Genomic DNA, 18723 nt, shown 5'->3' with positions numbered 1-18723 from the left:
GATGCGTTCTTCGACAAGGTCAAGGTCAATGACGACAATGCTCTGGTTCGCGAAAATCGCCTGAAGCTGCTGAACGAGATCCGCGCCGCGACGCGCGCGGTGGCGGATTTTTCGAAGATCCAGGACTGAGGGCTCTCACGTGCCCCGGACGCGATGCAACACGCCGTGTTGCTTCGCAGAGCCGGGGCCCTGGTGCTCTGGCAAACCGGGATCCCGGTTCCGCGGAGCGGCATAAGGATGCCGCACCGCGTCCGGGAAACGGATCACCTTGATTGCCCGACACAGAAAAGCCCCGTCCGGCGGGGATGTCCGGACAGGGCTTTCTCGCTCGGTCGCCATGACGGCGCCCTTGCGAATTCCGATTTAGTCGATCACCTGGACGATGCGGCGCGAGCGCGGCTCGACCAGAACGGTCTCTCCATTCACGACCGTATAACGATATGGGGTCGTCGCGACGCTTTGCGGCACGTCATAATACGTGACTCCGGCGTCGGGCAAAGTGGTGCCGACGACCACGCGCTCCGGCACGTTGTAGGTCGGAACGCGTTCGCGAACGATATATTCGCGGAATGCCGGCCGCTCCTGTACCGTGATGCCGTCGGGGTCGTTGTCGTCGACAATCACCGTCTGCCCGCTTCGCGCGGCGCCCACGGTCATCTCGCTTTGTGCCTGTGCGGCCAGAGGAGCGCCGAGGGCGCCCGCCAATATTGCCACTGCCATGATGTTGTTTCGCATATCGTCTCCTTCGAGAGCGCCGGCGTGCGCCGGGCTGCTGCCCCAGTCCCCTAGCCAATGCCGCGGCGCTGGGGATCGTTCCGAAATTTCGGGCCCGAGCCGACAGAATTTGGTGCGGCGCAAAGCGGGGCACCCGGAACCCATTGACCGCACAGGCGTCTTATTGTGGAACCGATCGTCGGCGTAAATCAGCGCAAGCGATTCGCAGCATTCAATTTCCCGGAGATTTTCATGGTCCTTACGGCAGCCCACATCCAGCCGATCGTCGCCCTCATTGCCGGCATCTTCATCCTGCTGATGCCGCGGCTGCTGAATTTGATCGTCGCGATCTACCTGATCTTCGTCGGCCTGGCGGGCCTCGGCGTGCTGCGAATGCTGCATATCGGCTAGCGCCAAACCTTCGTAAACTTGCGCCAGCCCGCTAAAACGTGGTGTAAGGCGGCACCTTTTCCCTTTCGCTCCTCTCGCCGGATTGATGGCACGTCATGGCTAAAACCGCATCGAAGACCAAGAAGACCCCGGCCAAGGCGAAGCCGGTGGCCCGCGCCAAGGCCGCGCCGTCTGGCGCCCGCAAGGCGCTGAAAAAGGCGACCGCCAAGCCGGTGGTAAAAGCCAAGAAGCCAGCCAAGCCGGTTGCCAAAGCCAAGTCAGTCGTCAGGGCGAAGTCGGTGGTCAAAGGCAAATCTGTTGCCAAATCGGTCGCCAAGGGTAAGCCGGCCGCCAAATCCACGCCCAAGCCGGTTGCGAAGAAACTGGCGCCGAAGAAGACCGTCGGCAAGGTAGCCGCCAAGCCGATCGCCGACATCATCAAGGCTGGCAAGTGGGTGTATTCGTTCGGTGGGGGCAAGGCCGAAGGCAAGGCCGGGCTGCGCGATCTGCTCGGCGGCAAGGGCGCCAACCTCGCCGAAATGGCCAATCTCGGCCTGCCGGTGCCCCCGGGCTTCACCATTCCGACCTCGGTCTGCGTCTATTACTACGCCAACGACAAGACCTATCCGAAAGACCTGCAGGCGCAGGTCGAAAAGGCGCTGGCCGCCGTCGGCAAGATCACCGGCAAGGGCTTCGGCGATCCGAAGAACCCGCTGCTGGTCTCGGTGCGCTCCGGCGCCCGCGCCTCGATGCCGGGCATGATGGACACCGTCCTCAATCTCGGACTCAACGACACCACGGTGGAAGCGCTGGCCGAACTGTCCGGCGACAAGCGCTTCGCCTATGACAGCTACCGCCGCTTCATCACCATGTATTCCGACGTGGTGATGGGCTTCGAGCACCATCATTTCGAGGACATCCTCGATACCTACAAGGACAGCAAGGGCTATACGCTCGACACCGACCTCGACGGTGACGACTGGGTGGCGCTGGTTGCCAAATACAAGGACGCGGTCGCCCGCGAGACCGGCAAGGAATTTCCGCAGGACCCGCATGAGCAGCTATGGGGCGCGGTCGGCGCGGTGTTCTCGTCGTGGATGAACGCGCGCGCGATCACCTATCGCCGCCTGCACGACATTCCGGAATCCTGGGGCACCGCGGTGTCCGTGCAGGCCATGGTGTTCGGCAACATGGGCGACACCTCGGCGACCGGCGTGGCGTTCACGCGCAATCCGTCGACCGGCGAGAGCAAGCTGTATGGCGAATTCCTGATCAACGCTCAGGGTGAGGATGTCGTCGCCGGTATCCGCACCCCGCAGGACATCACCGAATATGCCCGCAAGGAATCCGGCTCCGACAGGCTGTCGATGGAAGCCGCGATGCCGGAGGCATTCGCCGAGCTGACGCGGATCTATACCCAGCTCGAGAAGCACTACCGCGACATGCAGGACATGGAGTTCACGGTCGAGCAGGGCCGGTTGTGGATGCTGCAGACCCGCAACGGCAAGCGCACCGCCAAGGCCTCGATCCGCATCGCGGTCGAGCTCGCCAATGAAGGCGTGATCTCGCAGCAGGACGCGGTGACCCGCATCGATCCGGCGTCGCTGGACCAGCTGCTGCACCCGACCATCGATCCCGCCGCCAACCGCGACATCATCGCTACCGGCCTGCCGGCCTCGCCGGGCGCCGCCTCGGGCGAGATCGTGTTCTCCTCGGAAGAGGCCGCCAAGCTGCAGGCGGATGGCCGCGACGTCATCCTGGTGCGGATCGAGACCTCGCCGGAAGACATTCACGGCATGCATGCCGCGGAAGGCATTCTCACCACCCGCGGCGGTATGACCTCGCATGCGGCGGTGGTCGCGCGCGGCATGGGCAAGCCCTGCGTCTCCGGCTGCGGCACCATCCGCGTCGATTACGGCCGCGGCACCATGACGATCGGTGACCGCAGCTTCAAGGCTGGCGACATCATCACCATCGACGGCTCGATCGGCCAGGTGCTGGCCGGCCGCATGCCGATGATCGAGCCCGAACTGTCCGGCGAATTCAACACGCTGATGGGCTGGGCCGACAAGGTCCGTAAGCTCAAGGTGCGCGTCAATGGCGACACCCCGCAGGATGCCCGCACCGCCATCAAGTTCGGCGCCGAGGGTATCGGCCTGTGCCGCACCGAGCACATGTTCTTCGAGGAAACCCGCATCCGCACCGTGCGCGAGATGATCCTGGCGGAAGACGAGCAGTCGCGTCGCGCCGCTTTGGCCAAATTGCTGCCGATGCAGCGCGCCGACTTCGTCGAACTGTTCGAGATCATGAAGGGCCTGCCGGTCACGATCCGTCTGCTCGATCCTCCGCTGCATGAATTCCTGCCGCACACCCAGGCCGAGGTCGAGGAGGTCGCGCGGGCCATGAACACCGATCCGCGAAAACTCGCCGACCGCGCTCGCGATCTGGCCGAATTCAACCCGATGCTCGGCTTCCGTGGCTGCCGGCTGGCGATCGCCTATCCGGAAATCGCCGAAATGCAGGCCCGTGCCTTGTTCGAAGCCGCGATCGAGGCTGGCAAGCGCACCGGCGAGTTGGTCGGGCTCGAAGTCATGGTGCCGCTGATCGCCACCAAGATGGAATTCGACCTGATCAAGGCGCGCATCGACGCCACCGCGGCGTCTGTGCTGAAGGAGACCGGCGGCAAGCTGACCTACAGCGTCGGTACCATGATCGAATTGCCGCGTGCCTGCCTGATGGCCGGCGAGATCGCCGAGACCGCTGAGTTCTTCTCGTTCGGCACCAACGACCTGACCCAGACCACCTTCGGCATCAGCCGTGACGACGCCGGGAGCTTTCTGGGCACCTATATCGCCAAGGGCATCCTGCCGATCGATCCGTTCATCTCGGTCGACCGCGGCGGCGTCGGCGAGTTGGTGAAGATCGGCGTCGAGCGCGGTCGCAAGACCCGCCCGAATATCAAGGTCGGCATCTGCGGCGAACATGGCGGCGATCCGGCGTCGGTAGCCTTTTGCCACGAGATCGGCCTCGACTACGTGTCGTGCTCGCCCTACCGCGTGCCGATCGCCCGTCTCGCCGCGGCGCAAGCGGCGCTCGGCAAGGAAATCTCCAGCCAGGCGTAAGCAAGCTGAGTTCCATTGCTTAAAGTGTAGTTAGAAAATGGCCGGGAATTTTTCCTGGCCATTTTATTTTTTTCCTCTCGACCGTCATTGCGAGGAGCCCTTGCGACGAAGCAATCCAGTCTTTGCTTGTAGCTCTTGGATCGCCGCGTCGCGGAGCTTATCAACGGGCCGGCGGAGCCGGACCCGTTGGCTCCTCGCCATGACGAGGAGGGGGCCGTGCGAGCGACTGAAACACGCCCATTCATTCTGTCGCGCATTGCCTCGCCAAAATTTATCTTCCGCGGTTTCGTTGACGTCTTGTTCATCACTTCGGTCAAGCGGCTATTTACCAAGGCTTTCGATTGGTCTTCGCACACGCAAACGGTGCTTGCGTGTGTCGCGTACGCACGGCGGATTAACTTCGCGGCAACTTTAATTCCGTACCAACAAGACAGATCGAAATGTACGGAAACGGGCAGGACGGTCGGGTTTTTGTAAGCGTTGCGTAGGCGTATCATGTTAGTAATGCGTAACCGGCCGAAGGGCGCGCGCAGCGCGTCTTTCGGCCTCGGTCTTTGCTTCTTCGCATTGATCCCGACAGAGGTTGGCTATCAGGACATCGCTTCGTTGCTGGCCCGCCAGCCGGGCGTGACTGAGCGCTGGCAGAAGCGCGTGGTCGCCTCGGCGGTCACGTCGATCCAGGTCGCCACCTTCAGTTTCGGCCGGCCGATCGGCACCTCGTCGCGCAATCCTACCTTTCAGCTCGCGAGCTTCGATACTTCCGCCAGTGATATCACCGGCGCGCTGACGCGCAATCCGCTGGCGCAGCCGCCGCGCCGTTTCGAGGCGTCCGACTTCCCCAGCGTCGATCGAACGCTGAAGGGCGACCGCCTGGCGCTGCGCCCGCCGGAACCTGCGCTGCGCGATGGCCCCCCGCCTGCAAAAGAAGACTCATTCGATAGCAACGCCTCGGTGAGGGGCGCCAAGACCACCGAGGCTCTGCCGGGCGGTGAGCACGCGCCGCTCGATCCCGAACTTGCCGCCGCGTTGCAGGCGCCACCGCTGGCCCAGTACGATGCGTCACAACCGGTGCAGCCGCTCGACGACATCAAGCCGGAATCCGAGACCGCGGTGATCGCTGTTGAGCCGGCGCCGCCGCGCGATGGCTTTTCGGTCAAGACCGCCAGCCTGTTTTTCGGCAGCTCCTCGCTGGGTGCTTCGAGCGAGACCATGGAGCGCTGGCAGCCCGGCGAAGAGCCGACCATCATCGTGCCGAACACGCGCGCCGATCCCGATCTGAAAGTGACAACGACGCTGCCCGCGATCGCCAGCCCGGTCGAGGGCGGCGAGAGCATCGCCGGCAAGGGTGAGGTCAACAGCACCAACCAGCGCATCAAGACCCCGGCCGAACGTCTTGGCCTGTTCGACCATAAAACCCGCGACAAGCAGGAAAAATGTCTGGCTGACGCCGTCTATTTCGAAGCCCGCGGTGAAGCAGTGCGTGGCCAGATGGCGGTGGCGCAGGTGGTGATGAACCGGGTGTTCTCCGGCTTCTACCCGACCACGGTTTGCGGCGTCGTCTATCAGAACAAGAATCGCCATCTGGCGTGTCAGTTCACCTTTGCCTGCGATGGCATTCCGGATGTGGTGAAGGAGCCGGACATGTGGGACCGCGCGCGCAAGATCGCGAAAGCCACGCTGGACGGCCAGCTCTGGCTGCCGGAAGTGGCGAAGTCGACCCACTACCATGCCTATTGGGTGCATCCGTCCTGGGTGCGCGAAATGAAGAAGATGTATCGCACCGGCGTGCATTCCTTTTATCGGCCGCGCAACTGGGGCGACGGCAGCGACGCGCCGAGCTGGGGCACCGCCGCTAAGACCGCCGAGATTTCGGCCTCGCTCTCCGAGATCAAGCCATAACACGCTCGTCGTTTCGGGGCGGGAGCAGCGATAGCTGCGATCGAACCCGGAACCTCGAATTGTTTTGGGGCAGCTCAAGCTTCGGTTTTGCAAAATATATCGAGATCCCGGGTTCGCGTGCGGCTACCGCCGCCCCCACCCCGGGACGACGACAATCTCGCATCCCTGCCTTGAAAGAGAAATTCTTCGCCGGCGCCCCTATGATTTCCATGCGAATGCATTAATCTGCAGTTGGGTCTGACGGCGGGCGAATTGCCTGATGTGGCGTCCCGATCATTCATGAATTTCGGCGGGGAAGCGACATGGCGGCAATCGAGAGTATCTCGCGGCCGGGGTTGGGCTGGCGGACGCCACTGGTGATCGTGATCTGCGGATCATTGATCGGCATGCTGACGTTCGGGCCGAGGTCCAGCGTCGGCTTCTTCATGCAGCCGATGAGCCAGCAGTTCACCTGGGGCCGCGACGTGTTCGCGCTGGCCTTTGCCGTGCAGAACCTGCTGTGGGGTATCGGCCAGCCTTTCGCTGGCGCCATCGCCGACAAGTTCGGCGCGGTGCGGGTGATCTGCGTCGGTGCGCTGCTCTATGCGCTTGGCTTGCTGGCGATGCGCTATTCCTCGACACCGCTGGAACTCAATCTCGGGGCTGGCCTGCTGATCGGCTTTGGCCTGTCCGGCTGCTCTTTCAACCTGGTCTTGTCCGCGTTCGGCAAGCTGATGCCGCCGGAATGGCGCGGCATCGCGCTTGGTGCCGGCACCGCGGCGGGTTCGTTCGGCCAGTTCGTGTTCGCGCCGTTCACGGTAGCCATGATCGACAGCGCCGGCTGGCAGTCCACCCTGATGGTGTTCGCGATGCTGATGCTGCTGGTGATTCCGCTGTCGCTGGCGCTGGCAACGCCGCCCGCCGCCGCGGCCGACGTGCCGGTGGCGCAGCGGCAGTCGTTCCGGCAGGCGCTGGCGGAAGCCTTCGGACATCGCTCCTATGTGCTGCTGGTGCTGGGCTTCTTCACCTGCGGTTTCCAGCTTGCCTTCATCACCATGCATCTGCCGGCCTATCTGGTCGACAGGGGCATGCCGGCCTCCACCGGCGGTTGGGTGATCGCGGTCATCGGCCTGTTCAATATCGTGGGCTCACTCAGCGTCGGCTACGCGCAGAGCCGATTTCCGAAGCGCTACATCCTGTCCTTCATCTATTTCACCCGCGCGCTGGCGACGGTGGCCTTCATCCTGTTGCCGATGACGACGTTTTCGGCGATCGCCTTCGGCGTCATCAGCGGCCTGACCTGGCTGTCCACGGTGCCGCCGACCTCGAGCCTGGTCTCGATCATGTTCGGCACGCGCTGGCTCGCCACGCTGTATGGCTTTGCGTTCTTCAGCCATCAGGTCGGTGGCTTTCTCGGCGCGCTGCTTGGCGGTATCGTTTATGAGAAATTCGGCTCCTACACGCCGGTGTGGTGGCTGTCGGTCTTGTTCGGCGTGCTGTCGGCGTTGATCAACCTGCCGATCGTCGAGGCGCCGGTGGCGCGGCCGCTGGCGCAGCCGGCATAAGCGCATTAGTGCAATTACAAACAACAAATTCAGGGAGTGGCGTGTTGGGAATGTTCAAGGCTGTTCGCATCGACAAGGCGGAAAAGGGCACCACGGTCGCCATCACCCAGTTCGACGAGGCCGAACTGATGGACGGCGACGTCACCATACGGGTCGAATGGTCGACGGTGAACTACAAGGACGGCCTGGCGCTCACCGGCAAGGCGCCGGTGGTGCGGCGGTTTCCGATGATTGCCGGCATCGATCTCGCCGGCACCGTGGAGACCTCCTCGCATCCGGAATGGAAGCCGGGCGACAAGGTGATCTGTAACGGCTGGGGCATGGGCGAGACCCATCTCGGCGCCTATGCCGAGAAGGCGCGGGTCAAGGGCGAGTGGCTGGTGCGGCTTCCCGAGGGCCTGACGACGCGCGACGCGATGGCGATCGGCACCGCCGGCTACACGGCGATGCTGTCGGTGCTGGCACTGGAAAAGCATGGTCTCACGCCAGGCGACGGTCCCGTAGTAGTTACCGGCGCCGCCGGTGGCGTCGGCTCGGTGGCGATCGCGCTACTGTCGAAACTCGGCTATCACGTCATCGCATCGACCGGCCGCATCTCGGAGCAGGACTATCTGAAGGGACTCGGCGCGGCGGAGATCATCGATCGCGCGGAACTGTCCGGTGCGGCCAAGCCGCTGGCCAAGGAGCGCTGGGCGGGCGGTATCGACAGCGTCGGTTCCACTACGCTGGCCAATCTGCTGTCGATGACCAGGCCGCGCGGCGCCATCGCCGCCTGTGGTCTCGCTGGTGGTATGGATCTGCCCTCGTCGGTGGCGCCGTTCATTCTGCGCGGAATTTCTTTGCTTGGAATCGATTCGGTGATGTGTCCAATTGCGCTGCGAAGGCAGGCTTGGACACGTCTGGCGACTGATCTGGATGCTGGGAAACTAGCTGATATCACTCAGGAAATAAGCCTGGACGGGGTCGTCGAGGCGGGCGCTCGGGTATTGGCAGGCGAAGTCCGCGGTCGAATCGTGGTAAAGATTGTCTAACTTGTTCAGACTTTGCCAACTTCCCTGCTCCAATGTTGCCACGGTTGGTATGGTAAGCAGCGGTCAAGGCAGTTGGCGGTCGTCCGCGCTCAGTTGGTCGGAGTATCCTATGGTTGCGCGTTTTGTGTTGGGAGCCGCTTTCGCCGCCTCGCTGGCGATGCCTGCGATGGCGGGTTCGATGACGGCTGACGAAGCCCGCAAGTTCGTCGCCGGCAAGGTGTTCGCTTTCACGTGCTTCGATGGTACCCGCGGCGCTGGCCGCGTGTTCGATGATGGCGGCGCGGCGGGCGCGGTGCAGTTCTCCGGTTCCGGCCCGGCGCGCAACATGCGTCTGCCCGGCAATACGCTGCAGGTTCGCGGCCAGTCGATCTGCGCCTCGATCAAGGGCCTGCCGTTCGAGCCGTGCTTCAATCTCGTCAAGAACGATGAACGTAGCTTCCGTGGCGCTGTCTCCGGCATGGGCTTCGCTTATTGCGATTTCCGTCACCAGGGCCGCGGTCAGATGCTGATGGCGCGTTCGCTGGCGCAGCCGCAATCGTTGCGCGCGGCGGATGCGTCTCCCACCGAGACGGTGGCGCGCGTGGCGACGCCGCGGGTGGAAATTGGCAAGATTGAATCGGTCAGTACCGGCTCGATCAAGATCGACCCTTTGAAATCCGAGCCGGCCAAACCCGAAATCGGCAAGTCCGAGATTAGCAAGCCCGAGCCCGCTCGGGTCGAGGCGGCAAAGTCGGAATCGGCCAAGGTTGAGGGCACCTCGGAACTGCGCCGGTCCACGGAATAGCGCGGGCGTCGGCAGTCGACCGAGTATCGCGGCCGGGTATTTCCCGGCCGTTTCTTTGGCCTCGCTTCCTCACCACAGCGTGAACCGGCTGGGTGAGTATATCGATTGCAGCCTAATCGATAGCATCCTATCTACCTCGGATGGCACTCACTCCTCCCCAGATTCAGGCGGAACTCGGCTTGCTGGTCGCGCGCCTGGCGCGGGTCTGGCGGCGTCGGGCCGATCAGGCGCTGTCGGCGCATGGCCTTTCGGAGGCCACCGCGCATCCGTTGCTGATCCTGGCGCGGGGAGGCAGATGTGTGCGTCAGGGCGTCCTGGCCGACGAGATGGGTCTCGAGGGCCCCTCGGTGGTGCGGCTGATCGACCTTCTGGCGGCTGAGGGCCTGGTGGAGCGTCGCGAGGATCCCACCGATCGCCGCGCCAGAATCGTGCATCTGACCGCGCTCGGCGAGGCCAAGGCGGAGGAGATCACGCGCGTGATGCGCCGCGTCCGCACCGATCTGATGGACGGCGTTTCCGCCGACGAACTGGCCGTTACGTTCGAGGTGCTGCGCCGGATCGAAGTCTCGGCCAACCGATCGCTGCAAGCCGCCGGGGAGGCGGGCCCCCTGTCATGACCCGTTCTCCGTTTCTGGTTCGCCATGCCGACATTATCTTCTCGCTGAAAACATTTCTCGCCGCGGTGATGGCGCTGCTGATTGCGTTGGCGATGGATCTGCCGCGGCCATACTGGGCGCTGGCGACGGTCTACATCGCCTCGCAGCCGTTGGCCGGCGCGACCCGCTCGAAGGCATTCTTCCGCGTGGCCGGGACGCTGATCGGCGCCGCCGCCAGCGTCGCGCTGGTGCCGAACCTGGTGAATTCGCCGGAACTGCTCAGCCTCGGCCTCGCGCTGTGGGTTGGGCTCTGCCTCTATGTCTCGTTGCTGGACCGCACGCCGCGCAGCTACATGTTCATGCTGGCGGGCTATACGGCGGCACTGATCGGCTTTCCCTCGGTGTCGGAGCCGGCGGCGATCTTCGACGTCGCGCTGGCGCGCAGCGAGGAGATCATTCTCGGCATTCTCTGCGCCAGTATTGTTTCTACCATCGTGCTGGCGCGCAGCGTCGGCCCCGCGGTCGCGGCGCGGGTCGACACCTGGCTTGCCGGCGCGCGCGGCCTCAGTGAGCGTGTGCTGGCCGGGCACGGTGCCGACACGTCCTCGCGCGAGCAACGGCTGCGGCTCGCCGCCGACGCCGTCGAGATCGATACGCTGTCGGATCATCTGGCCTATGACCGCGAGGTCAGCCGCGATACGCCGCGCTGGCTGCGCGCGCTGCGGCTGCGCATGCTGATGCTGCTGCCGCTATTGTCCTCGATCGGCGATCGCCTCGATGCGCTGGGCGACGACGTGCGCACGCCTCGGCTGATGGCGCTGGTCGCCGATCTGTCGCGCTGGATCACCGATGACGATGTTGCGCGTGAACCCGCCGACCGGCTGCGTACGGCGATCGCGGCGCAATCGCCGAAGCTCGATGCCGGCTCGTCGTGGAACGAGATCATGATGGCCTGCCTGCTGATGCGCATGCGCGAGCTGGTCGATGTGTCTGCCGACTGTCGCGTGCTCAACCAGGCAATCGCCGAAGGCGGTCGACCGCCAGGCGCGAAACTGGCGTTTCGTGCCGAAGCGGGCGTAGCACCCATCCGGCATGTCGATCACGGCATGGCCCTGTGGTCGGCCGGTGGCGCCATCCTCGCCATCCTGCTGAGCTGTGCGTTCTGGATTTCCACCGGCTGGGTCGATGGCGCGTCGGCGCCGATGATGGCGGCGGTCGGCTGCTCGTTCTTTGCCAATACCGACGATCCCTCGGTCGGCCTGCGTGGCTTCGCCAAATGGACGCTGGTCGCCATGATCGTTGTCGCCGTCTATCTGTTCGCGATCCTGCCCGCGATCTCCAACATCGAGATGCTGATCGCGGTTTTGGCGCCGGCCTTTCTGCTGTTCGGCTATCTGATCGCACGCCCGGCGACCTTCTTCATCGGCATGCTGCTCGCCGCCAACACCGCCAGCCTGATGGCGTTACAGTCGACTTACAGCGCGGATTTTGCAGCCTTTGCCAATGGTGGCATCGCCTTCTTCGTCGGCGTCGAAATCTCGGCGCTGACCATTCTGCTGGCGCGGTCGGTGGGCGCGGAGTGGAGCGTGCGCCGGCTGATGCGCAAGGGCTGGATCGCGCTGGCCTGGGCGGCTGCCAGCCGCGGCAATCGCGATCGCGCCGCCTTTGCCGGGCTGATGCTCAACCGCATCGGTCTGCTGGCGCCGCGGCTGGCGGCGATGCCGGACAGCGCGCTGCGCGATGTCGATAACCTCAGGGAACTGCGCGTCGGCCTGAACATTGTCGATCTGCGTCGCGCCCGGCACGGCATGTCACCGCGAACGCTGCTGACCATGGACGCGATGCTGGACGAACTCGCCGCCGATTTCCGAAGTTATGACGGTGGTGCCATGCCGCGGGCGCTGCTGGTGCGGATCGATCAGGCGTTGCTGGCGGCGATGGCGGAGTCGAGCGACGCCGTGCGCGGCGACGCGCTGATCGGGCTGGTGGGTATTCGCCGCGGCCTGTTTCCGCAGGCGCCGGACTACCGGCCGGAAGCGCTGAACCGCCTCGCAGGGAGTGCCGCGGCATGAGATATGAAGTCGATCTGTTCGGCATCCTCGTGCCAGCGCTGCTGCTGTGGCTGGTGATCACCTATGTGATCGGCGCGCTGTTGCGGCCGCTGCTGGAGCGCTCTGGCCTGTACCGCTTCGTCTGGCACCGCGCGCTGTTCGATCTCGCTCTCTTCGTCTGCCTGCTCGGCGGCGTGGTCTATCTCTCGTCCGGATTGCTGTCATGAAAAATCCTGTTGCCCTGATACGTCGTTTCGCCGCCACCACGCTGATGGTGGTCGCCGCGCTCGCGGTCGGCCGCTATCTGTGGGTCTATTACATGGATGCGCCGTGGACCCGCGATGGCCGGGTCCGCGCCGACGTCGTCACCTTGGCGTCCGACGTCTCCGGCTTCGTCACCGAGATCCTGGTCAAGGACAATCAGAAGGTGAAGCGCGGCGACGTCATCATGCGGATCGACCGCGTGCGTTACGCGCTGGCGCTGCGACAGGCGGAGGCGGTGGTCGCCGGCCGCCAGGCGACGCTCGATCAGGCCGATGCCGATCTGAAACGCTACCGCGATCTCACCACGGCCGCCGTGTCGCAGCAAAAGCAGGAGCAGGTGACAGCGACGCAATTATTGGCCAGGGCTTCGCTCGATCAGGGTATCGCTGACCAGGCAGTGGCGCAGCTCAATCTGGACCGCAGCGAGGTGCGCGCGCCGGTCAATGGTACGATCTCCAACATGGAGCTGCGACCGGGCACCTATGTGTCGGCCGGCAAGGGCGTGATGGCGCTGGTCGATACCGACACGCTGCATGTCGATGGTTACTTCGAGGAAACCAAGCTGCCGCGGATCCATGTCGGCGATCCCGTCTCGATCCATTTGATGGGCGATTCCGAACGCATCACCGGTCATGTCGAAAGCATGGCTGCCGGCATTGAGGACCGTGACCGTGGCGAGGGTAGTAACCTGCTTGCCAATGTGACGCCAACCTTCAGCTGGGTGCGGCTGGCGCAGCGCGTGCCGGTGCGCATCGCGCTCGATAATATTCCGGCCGGCGCGACGCTGGTCGCTGGCCGCACGGCGACGGTGGAGATCCTGCCGAAGGACGGCACCAGCGTTGCGAAGCTGTTTTGATTGTTCTCTTCTGTCAGTGCGAGGCGCCAACGGGTCCGGCTTCGACGGCCCGATGATAGCTCCGCGACGCGGCAATCCGGAAGCCATCCGCGAGGAAGGAACTGCATCGCTTCCTCGCAAGCACTCCTCGCAATGACGACCAAGGTGTTCAGTTCGATGCCGGCGCGGCCTGTGTGAAACCGCGGTCGACCGCCTGTCTGACATCCACCGCCTTCGCCAGAATCCCGTAGCGGGTGGCGCGATCACTGGCTTCCTGGAATTCCCTGATCACGGCGTCGTCGATGGTGATCGGCCGGTTGTCCTGCGCGCGGTAGGCCCGTGCCAGCACGTCTTCCGGCAACTTGGTCAGTTCGGCGGTGTTTCTGGCATATTCCTCGACATGGTCGCGCGACCAGGTGCGTGCCTTGTTGAGGCGCTGCAGGAAATCAGCGATTGCCTCGCGCTTGGTGGCAATGGCCTGGTCGGACGCGACGATGAATGTCAGCGTCGGGGTCAGGCCTTCACCGTCGGCGACGATGCGGGCATTGTCCTTCAGTACCGCATAGGAGATGTAGGGCTCCCACACCGCCCAGCCATCGATCGAGCCGGCGATCAGTGCTATCTTGGCATCGACCGGTCCGAGCGCGGCAAAAGTGGCGTCGGTGGTCTTGTAACCGGCTTTCTCCAGCGTGGCGTTAATCAGGAACTGGCCCCAGCCGCCGCGGGTGCCGGCGAGGCGCTTGCCCTTGAGGTCCGCGGCGGTCCTGATCGGCGAGTCGTTGCGCACCAGGATCGCTTGCGTATTGGCATTGGCGCGAACGCCGCCAATCGCCTTGATTGGCGAGCCCGCCGCATAGATCGACAGGAAAGCAAGATCGCCAGTGTGGCCGACATCGAGCGCACCGGCATTGAGCGCCTCGAGGATCGGCGCGGCTGCCGGGAATTCCGACCAGACAATCTTGTAGGGCAGGTCCTTCGTCAGGCCTGTCGCCTCCAGCAGCGAGCGGTTGCCGCCCTTCTGGTCGCCGATTCTCAAGGTGACGGGGTCGGCCGCGAAGGCCGAGGTGGCGAGCGCCGCGCCGATGATCGCGGCGAGCAGCGCGGATGAAAGGGGCTTGACCATGTTGTTTTCTCTGATGCGATAAGGTGCAGCAAAGCTACGCGGGAAAGTCGGGCCGTCAACGAAATGGCTGACCGAAGATGTGTTCGACCTCGGAACGGACGTGTCGCGGTTGATCGGTGGAACGGCAGTTTCGCGCTGTCTTGTTTGTGTGCCCCGGATGCGATGCAATACGTAGTATTGCTTCGCGGAGCCGCAGCCGTACCGATCGCCGGCGTTCGTGGCGGTCCCGGTTCCGCGGAGCGGTAGGAAGAATGCCGCACCGCGCCCGGGACAAGCGGAGCACGAATTCTACTCGACCTTGCCGATCTTCTTCACCGCCGCGATCAGGCGCGCGCTGTCGGTCTCGACGAACTTCGCAAATTCCGGCGCGTCCAGATAGGCAACCGGGCTGCCGGCAGCGGCAAACATCTTTGTTACTTCCGGCGCCGTGACCGCTTGCGCCATTGCCTCGCGCAGTCGCGTCATGATTGGCGCCGGCAGCGTACTCTGCGCGAAAAGCCCGGCCCAGATATAGAACTCGACATCCTTGTATCCCAGTTCCTGAAAGGTCGGCACCTCCGGGAAACTCGGCACCCGCGCGGCGCCCCAATTGGCCAGCACGCGCATTTTGCCGTCATCGACCTGCTGCCGCAGCGTGCCCGGCGCGGAGGCCACCGCCTGCACCGTATTGGACAGCAGCGCGGTGAGCGCAGGGCCAGCGCCGCGGAACGGCACGTGCAACAGCTTGATGCCGGCGCTGGCGGCGAACATCTCCATCGCCACATGCAGCGTGCCGTAGGGACCGGACGAGCCATAGGGAATTTCGCCAGGGCGTTTCCGGGCATCGTCGACAAAGTCCCGCAACGTCTTCCAAGGTGCCGCGGCGGGCACCGCGAGCAGCGTCGGGTCGGCGAGCACGCGCGCGATCGGCGCGAACTGCGATACTTCGTAAGACACCGGCCGATCGAACAGACGGTCAGCCTCGGGCAGCACCGCCAGCGACGACAGTGTCATCAGCAGCGTATGGCCATCGGGCTCGGCGCGCGCCGCCTGCGCATTGCCGACCGAGCCGCCGGCCCCTCCGGCGCGGTTGTCGACGATGACGGGCTTGCCGAGAATTCGCTCGAGCGCCATTGCCACCGGCCGCGCCGCCAGGTCGGCCTGGCCGCCGGCCGGAAACGGCACGATCATGGTGATGTTGCGCGATGGCCAGGCTGATTGCGCGCAAGCGGGGCTGATGAATGGTGTGAACAAATTGGCCAGCGGCACGGCCGCGGCAGCCTGCAGAATCTCGCGTCGATTCATGCGTCGGAACCTCCCATGATATTATTTTTATGGGAGTAGCCTATCGCGAATGCCGAGCTTCGCAACCGCCTTGATACTGTCCGCTACGGCGTTGCAACCGCCGTAAAACGTTCGAGAAAACGCTTCTCGGCCTTGCCTGCCGACCACGGCGTCAGGAAATCCTCTTCCGCGGTCGCCGACAGGCCGGGATCCTTGCCGAACAGCCGTTTGGCCTCGGTTTCCTTGAAACCTGCCAGTCTCGTTGCCTCCAGATAGGCGGCGCCCATGTCGGCGGTCTTGATCTGCTTCGTCACCTCGGCCGCCAGCACCGGCGGCAGGCCGAAGCGGGTATGGATGGCGCCGAGCAGCCGGTTCTCGACGATCTTGTAGGCGCCCCCGATCACCGCCTTGAACGGCGAGATCATGTCACCGATGACATATTCCGGCGCGTCGTGCAGCAGCGCTGCCAGCCGCACGCGGTTATCGACGCGCGACACCTGCTGGCGCAGTACGGCCTCCACCAGCAGCGTGTGCTGTGCCACCGAGAAGATATTGGCGCCATGGGTCTGTCCGTTCCAGCGCGCGACGCGGGCGAGGCCATGGGCAATGTCGGCGACCTCGATGTCGAGCGGCGATGGATCGAGCAGATCGAGCCGGCGTCCGGACAGCATCCGCTGCCACGCCCGCGTTTCGACGTCGGTAGAGAATTTTGATTTGGCCATTATCTTGCTTTGAGCTTTGATACTTTAAGTCTCGGTGCGCGCTTCCGGTCGACGCAGAGCTCGTGACAGTAGCAGGAGACGAGATGGTCGTTGACCATGCCAGTGGCTTCCATGAAGGCATAGACGATGGTCGGACCGACGAATTTGAAGCCGCGCGCCAGCAGCTCCTTGGAAATTTTAGCAGATAGCGGGGTCGAAGGCGGCACGTTGCCATGGGTCTGGAACTTGTTGACGATCGGCCGGCCGTCGACAAAATCCCACAGGAATTTCGAGAAGCCGGCGCCTTCTTCCATGATTTTGAGATAGCCTTTGGCGCTGTTGATGGCACCGACAATCTTGGCGCGGTTGCGCACAATGCCGGCGTCGTTCATCAGCGCATGCACTTTGGCGTCGTCGTAACGCGCGATCTTGTCGGGCTGGAAGTCATCGAACGCGGCGCGAAAATTGTCGCGCTTGCGCAGGATGGTGATCCAGGACAATCCGGCCTGAAAGCCGTCGAGGATCAGTTTTTCATAGAGGGCGCGGTCGTCATATTCGGGCACGCCCCATTCGGTGTCGTGATAGGCGACGTAAAACGGGTCTTCACCCGGCCAGGGGCAACGCGTCTTGCCGTCGGCATGCAGAATGGCCGGCTTGGTCATGCGAGCGTTTTCTTCGGCGCGAAGGCGCGTACCGCGTCGACATCTGAAAAATGGATCGGCTGGTCGCCGGCAAGGAACGGAGCCCCGGCATCGAGCGCGTCGGTCGCGCGGTCGGTGCGGATCAGCGCCAGGCCCTGACCATTGGCGGAGGAGCCCATGGTTCCGATCGGTCTGTCGGCGGCACGAATCTCGCTGCCCGGCTCGGGAATGCCTCCGTCCAGCGCCACGCCAACGATGCGGGTGCGCGCGGTGCCACGATGCTGCATCCGCGACACCACTTCCTGGCCGACATAACAGCCCTTGTCGAAATCAACGCCCTTGAGGCGGTCCATGTTGCTCTCGTGCGGAAACGCGTCGCCATAGGCGAAATCGATGCCGCCGCGCGGCACGCCGGTCGCGATGCGATGCGCCTCATAGGCGTCCTCGTCGAGCAGTTCGGCGCCGATCAGCTTCGCGGTCTTCGCGGCCAGCTCGGCCGGCACGAGAATGCGAAAGCCGAGCGCGGCGTCGCGCGGATCAGGAAAAGTAAGATCCGGCTTGATGCCTGGTTCGCCATCCCACACCGCGAGAACGCCGAGCGAATCGGTAAGATTGTCCACCACGACCTTGGCGCGCAATTTGTAGAAGCCGAGCTTGGTGGCCAATGGCGCCGCCAACTCGCGGGGCACGTCGAGCAGCAGCCCGCCGCCATGGCCGGCGGGTGCCTCGGTGACCAGAAAATCCGCGATAATCTTGCCCTGCGGCGTCAGCAGAGCGCCGAACCTTGCGCTGCCCGGCGTTACCACCTCGATCTCGGAGGTGACGAGGTTGTTGAGAAAACCACGGGCGTCGTCGCCGCTCAGCTTGATGACGCCCCGGTCCGAGAGAAAGGCTGCTTTCATGGGGAATTCTCGATGATTGGGCTGGAAGTTTTGCGGAAACGCTGGAGCTGGATATCCCAGCCAAAGCTAAGCCGCTAGGATGCGGACAACAAGGCCCGCCGCCGTTCCGCGCGGGCTCCCGCAGCGAAACGAGACGCCATGACCCAGACTTTTGATACGATTCTAAAATCCGGCACCGTCGTCAACCAGGATGGCGAGGGCGTCCGCGACATCGGAATCCGCAATGGCCGAATCGCCGCGATCGGGTCGCTGGGCGCGGCCTCAGCGGCCGAGATCATCGATTGCAAGGGCCTGCACATCCTGCCCGGCGTGATCGACACCCAGGTGCATTTCCGCGAGCCCGGATTGACGCAGAAGGAAGATCTGGAGACCGGATCGCGCAGCGCGGTGATGGGCGGCGTTACCGCGGTGTTCGAGATGCCGAACACCAATCCGCTGACCATCGACGAGGCGACCTTCACCGCCAAGGTGAAACTCGGCCACCACCGCATGCATTGCGACTTTGCGTTCTTCATTGGCGGGACCCGCGACAACGTCGCCGAACTACCCGAGCTGGAACGCGCGCCGGGCTGCGCCGGCGTCAAGGTGTTCATCGGCTCATCCACCGGCGCGCTGCTGGTCGAGGACGATGAAAGCCTGCGTCGTATCTTCCAGGTGATCAAGCGGCGCGCCGCCTTCCACGCCGAGGACGAGTATCGCCTGAACGAGCGCAAGCATCTGCGCATCGAGGGCGATCCGCGCTCGCATCCGGTGTGGCGCGACGAGACCGCGGCGCTGCAAGCGACGCAGCGGCTGGTGGCGCTGGCCCACGAGACCGGCAAGCGTATCCACGTGCTGCACATCTCCACCAAGGAGGAAATCGA

The 18723-nt window shown here is 64.0% G+C and carries 17 protein-coding genes; 11 read left to right on the top strand and 6 right to left on the bottom strand.

Annotated elements, in window-relative coordinates; genetic code table 11:
* Positions 1-363: 363 nt before the first annotated feature.
* The gene (locus Q0S16_RS12915) at positions 364-735 is read right to left on the bottom strand and encodes a DUF1236 domain-containing protein (RefSeq protein WP_295848803.1); all 372 of its coding nucleotides are present in this window, start codon (positions 733-735) and stop codon (positions 364-366) included.
* A gap of 231 nt (positions 736-966) precedes the next feature.
* Between Q0S16_RS12915 and Q0S16_RS12910 the strand changes: the two genes are divergently transcribed.
* The 10 genes from Q0S16_RS12910 to Q0S16_RS12865 all read left to right on the top strand — a co-directional run bounded on the left by Q0S16_RS12910 (position 967) and on the right by Q0S16_RS12865 (position 13251).
* Positions 967-1125, top strand: coding sequence for a DUF3096 domain-containing protein (locus tag Q0S16_RS12910; protein ID WP_295848801.1), 159 nt, complete (start codon positions 967-969; stop codon positions 1123-1125).
* 95 nt (positions 1126-1220) lie between these two features.
* Positions 1221-4226 (top strand): pyruvate, phosphate dikinase, encoded by a 3006-nt coding sequence (gene ppdK, locus Q0S16_RS12905; protein WP_295848800.1) that lies wholly within the window; start codon positions 1221-1223, stop codon positions 4224-4226.
* A gap of 495 nt (positions 4227-4721) precedes the next feature.
* The gene (locus Q0S16_RS12900) at positions 4722-6125 is read left to right on the top strand and encodes a cell wall hydrolase (protein WP_295848798.1); all 1404 of its coding nucleotides are present in this window, start codon (positions 4722-4724) and stop codon (positions 6123-6125) included.
* A gap of 302 nt (positions 6126-6427) precedes the next feature.
* Positions 6428-7669, top strand: a complete 1242-nt coding sequence (locus Q0S16_RS12895) for an MFS transporter (RefSeq protein ID WP_295848796.1) — start codon at positions 6428-6430, stop codon at positions 7667-7669.
* A gap of 44 nt (positions 7670-7713) precedes the next feature.
* Positions 7714-8700 carry an MDR family oxidoreductase gene (locus Q0S16_RS12890; RefSeq protein ID WP_295848793.1) on the top strand — a complete coding sequence of 329 codons (987 nt, stop codon included), beginning with the start codon at positions 7714-7716 and terminating at the stop codon, positions 8698-8700.
* A gap of 109 nt (positions 8701-8809) precedes the next feature.
* Positions 8810-9484: a hypothetical protein gene (locus Q0S16_RS12885; protein ID WP_295848789.1), complete on the top strand. Its 675-nt coding sequence runs from the start codon at positions 8810-8812 to the stop codon at positions 9482-9484.
* Between the two features lie 140 nt (positions 9485-9624).
* Complete coding sequence (locus Q0S16_RS12880) at positions 9625-10101, top strand: MarR family transcriptional regulator (RefSeq protein WP_295848787.1); 477 nt, start codon at positions 9625-9627, stop codon at positions 10099-10101.
* Positions 10098-12152 carry an FUSC family protein gene (locus tag Q0S16_RS12875; RefSeq protein ID WP_295848785.1) on the top strand — a complete coding sequence of 685 codons (2055 nt, stop codon included), beginning with the start codon at positions 10098-10100 and terminating at the stop codon, positions 12150-12152. The genes Q0S16_RS12880 and Q0S16_RS12875 overlap by 4 nt, the downstream gene beginning before the upstream one ends.
* A complete protein-coding gene (locus Q0S16_RS12870) occupies positions 12149-12358 on the top strand; it encodes a DUF1656 domain-containing protein (RefSeq protein ID WP_295848783.1) in 210 nt (69 codons plus the stop codon). Before Q0S16_RS12875 ends, Q0S16_RS12870 begins: the two co-directional genes overlap by 4 nt.
* Positions 12355-13251, top strand: a complete 897-nt coding sequence (locus Q0S16_RS12865; protein ID WP_295848781.1) for an HlyD family secretion protein — start codon at positions 12355-12357, stop codon at positions 13249-13251. The genes Q0S16_RS12870 and Q0S16_RS12865 overlap by 4 nt, the downstream gene beginning before the upstream one ends.
* 148 nt (positions 13252-13399) lie before the next feature.
* Here Q0S16_RS12865 and Q0S16_RS12860 read toward each other — a convergent pair whose 3' ends face one another.
* From Q0S16_RS12860 to Q0S16_RS12840, 5 genes are all read right to left on the bottom strand, one after another.
* The gene (locus Q0S16_RS12860) at positions 13400-14353 is read right to left on the bottom strand and encodes an ABC transporter substrate-binding protein (protein ID WP_295848779.1); all 954 of its coding nucleotides are present in this window, start codon (positions 14351-14353) and stop codon (positions 13400-13402) included.
* Positions 14354-14641: 288 nt separating this feature from the next.
* Positions 14642-15637 carry a tripartite tricarboxylate transporter substrate binding protein gene (locus Q0S16_RS12855; RefSeq protein ID WP_295848778.1) on the bottom strand — a complete coding sequence of 332 codons (996 nt, stop codon included), beginning with the start codon at positions 15635-15637 and terminating at the stop codon, positions 14642-14644.
* 83 nt (positions 15638-15720) lie between these two features.
* Positions 15721-16338, bottom strand: coding sequence for an HD family hydrolase (locus Q0S16_RS12850; RefSeq protein WP_295848776.1), 618 nt, complete (start codon positions 16336-16338; stop codon positions 15721-15723).
* Positions 16338-16979 carry a DNA-3-methyladenine glycosylase I gene (locus tag Q0S16_RS12845; protein ID WP_295848774.1) on the bottom strand — a complete coding sequence of 214 codons (642 nt, stop codon included), beginning with the start codon at positions 16977-16979 and terminating at the stop codon, positions 16338-16340. The genes Q0S16_RS12850 and Q0S16_RS12845 overlap by 1 nt, the downstream gene beginning before the upstream one ends.
* On the bottom strand, positions 16976-17860 hold the full coding sequence (locus tag Q0S16_RS12840) for a folate-binding protein (RefSeq protein ID WP_295848773.1): 885 nt from the start codon (positions 17858-17860) through the stop codon (positions 16976-16978). Before Q0S16_RS12840 ends, Q0S16_RS12845 begins: the two co-directional genes overlap by 4 nt.
* A gap of 138 nt (positions 17861-17998) precedes the next feature.
* On the opposite strand from Q0S16_RS12840, the gene Q0S16_RS12835 reads away from it, so the two are divergent.
* Positions 17999-18723: amidohydrolase family protein (locus tag Q0S16_RS12835; protein ID WP_295848772.1), on the top strand; the 725-nt coding region annotated here is incomplete at its 3' end.

The organism is Tardiphaga sp., assembly GCF_025356345.1.
GTDB lineage: Bacteria > Pseudomonadota > Alphaproteobacteria > Rhizobiales > Xanthobacteraceae > Tardiphaga.
This window is presented reverse-complemented; position numbering and strand designations above follow the sequence as displayed.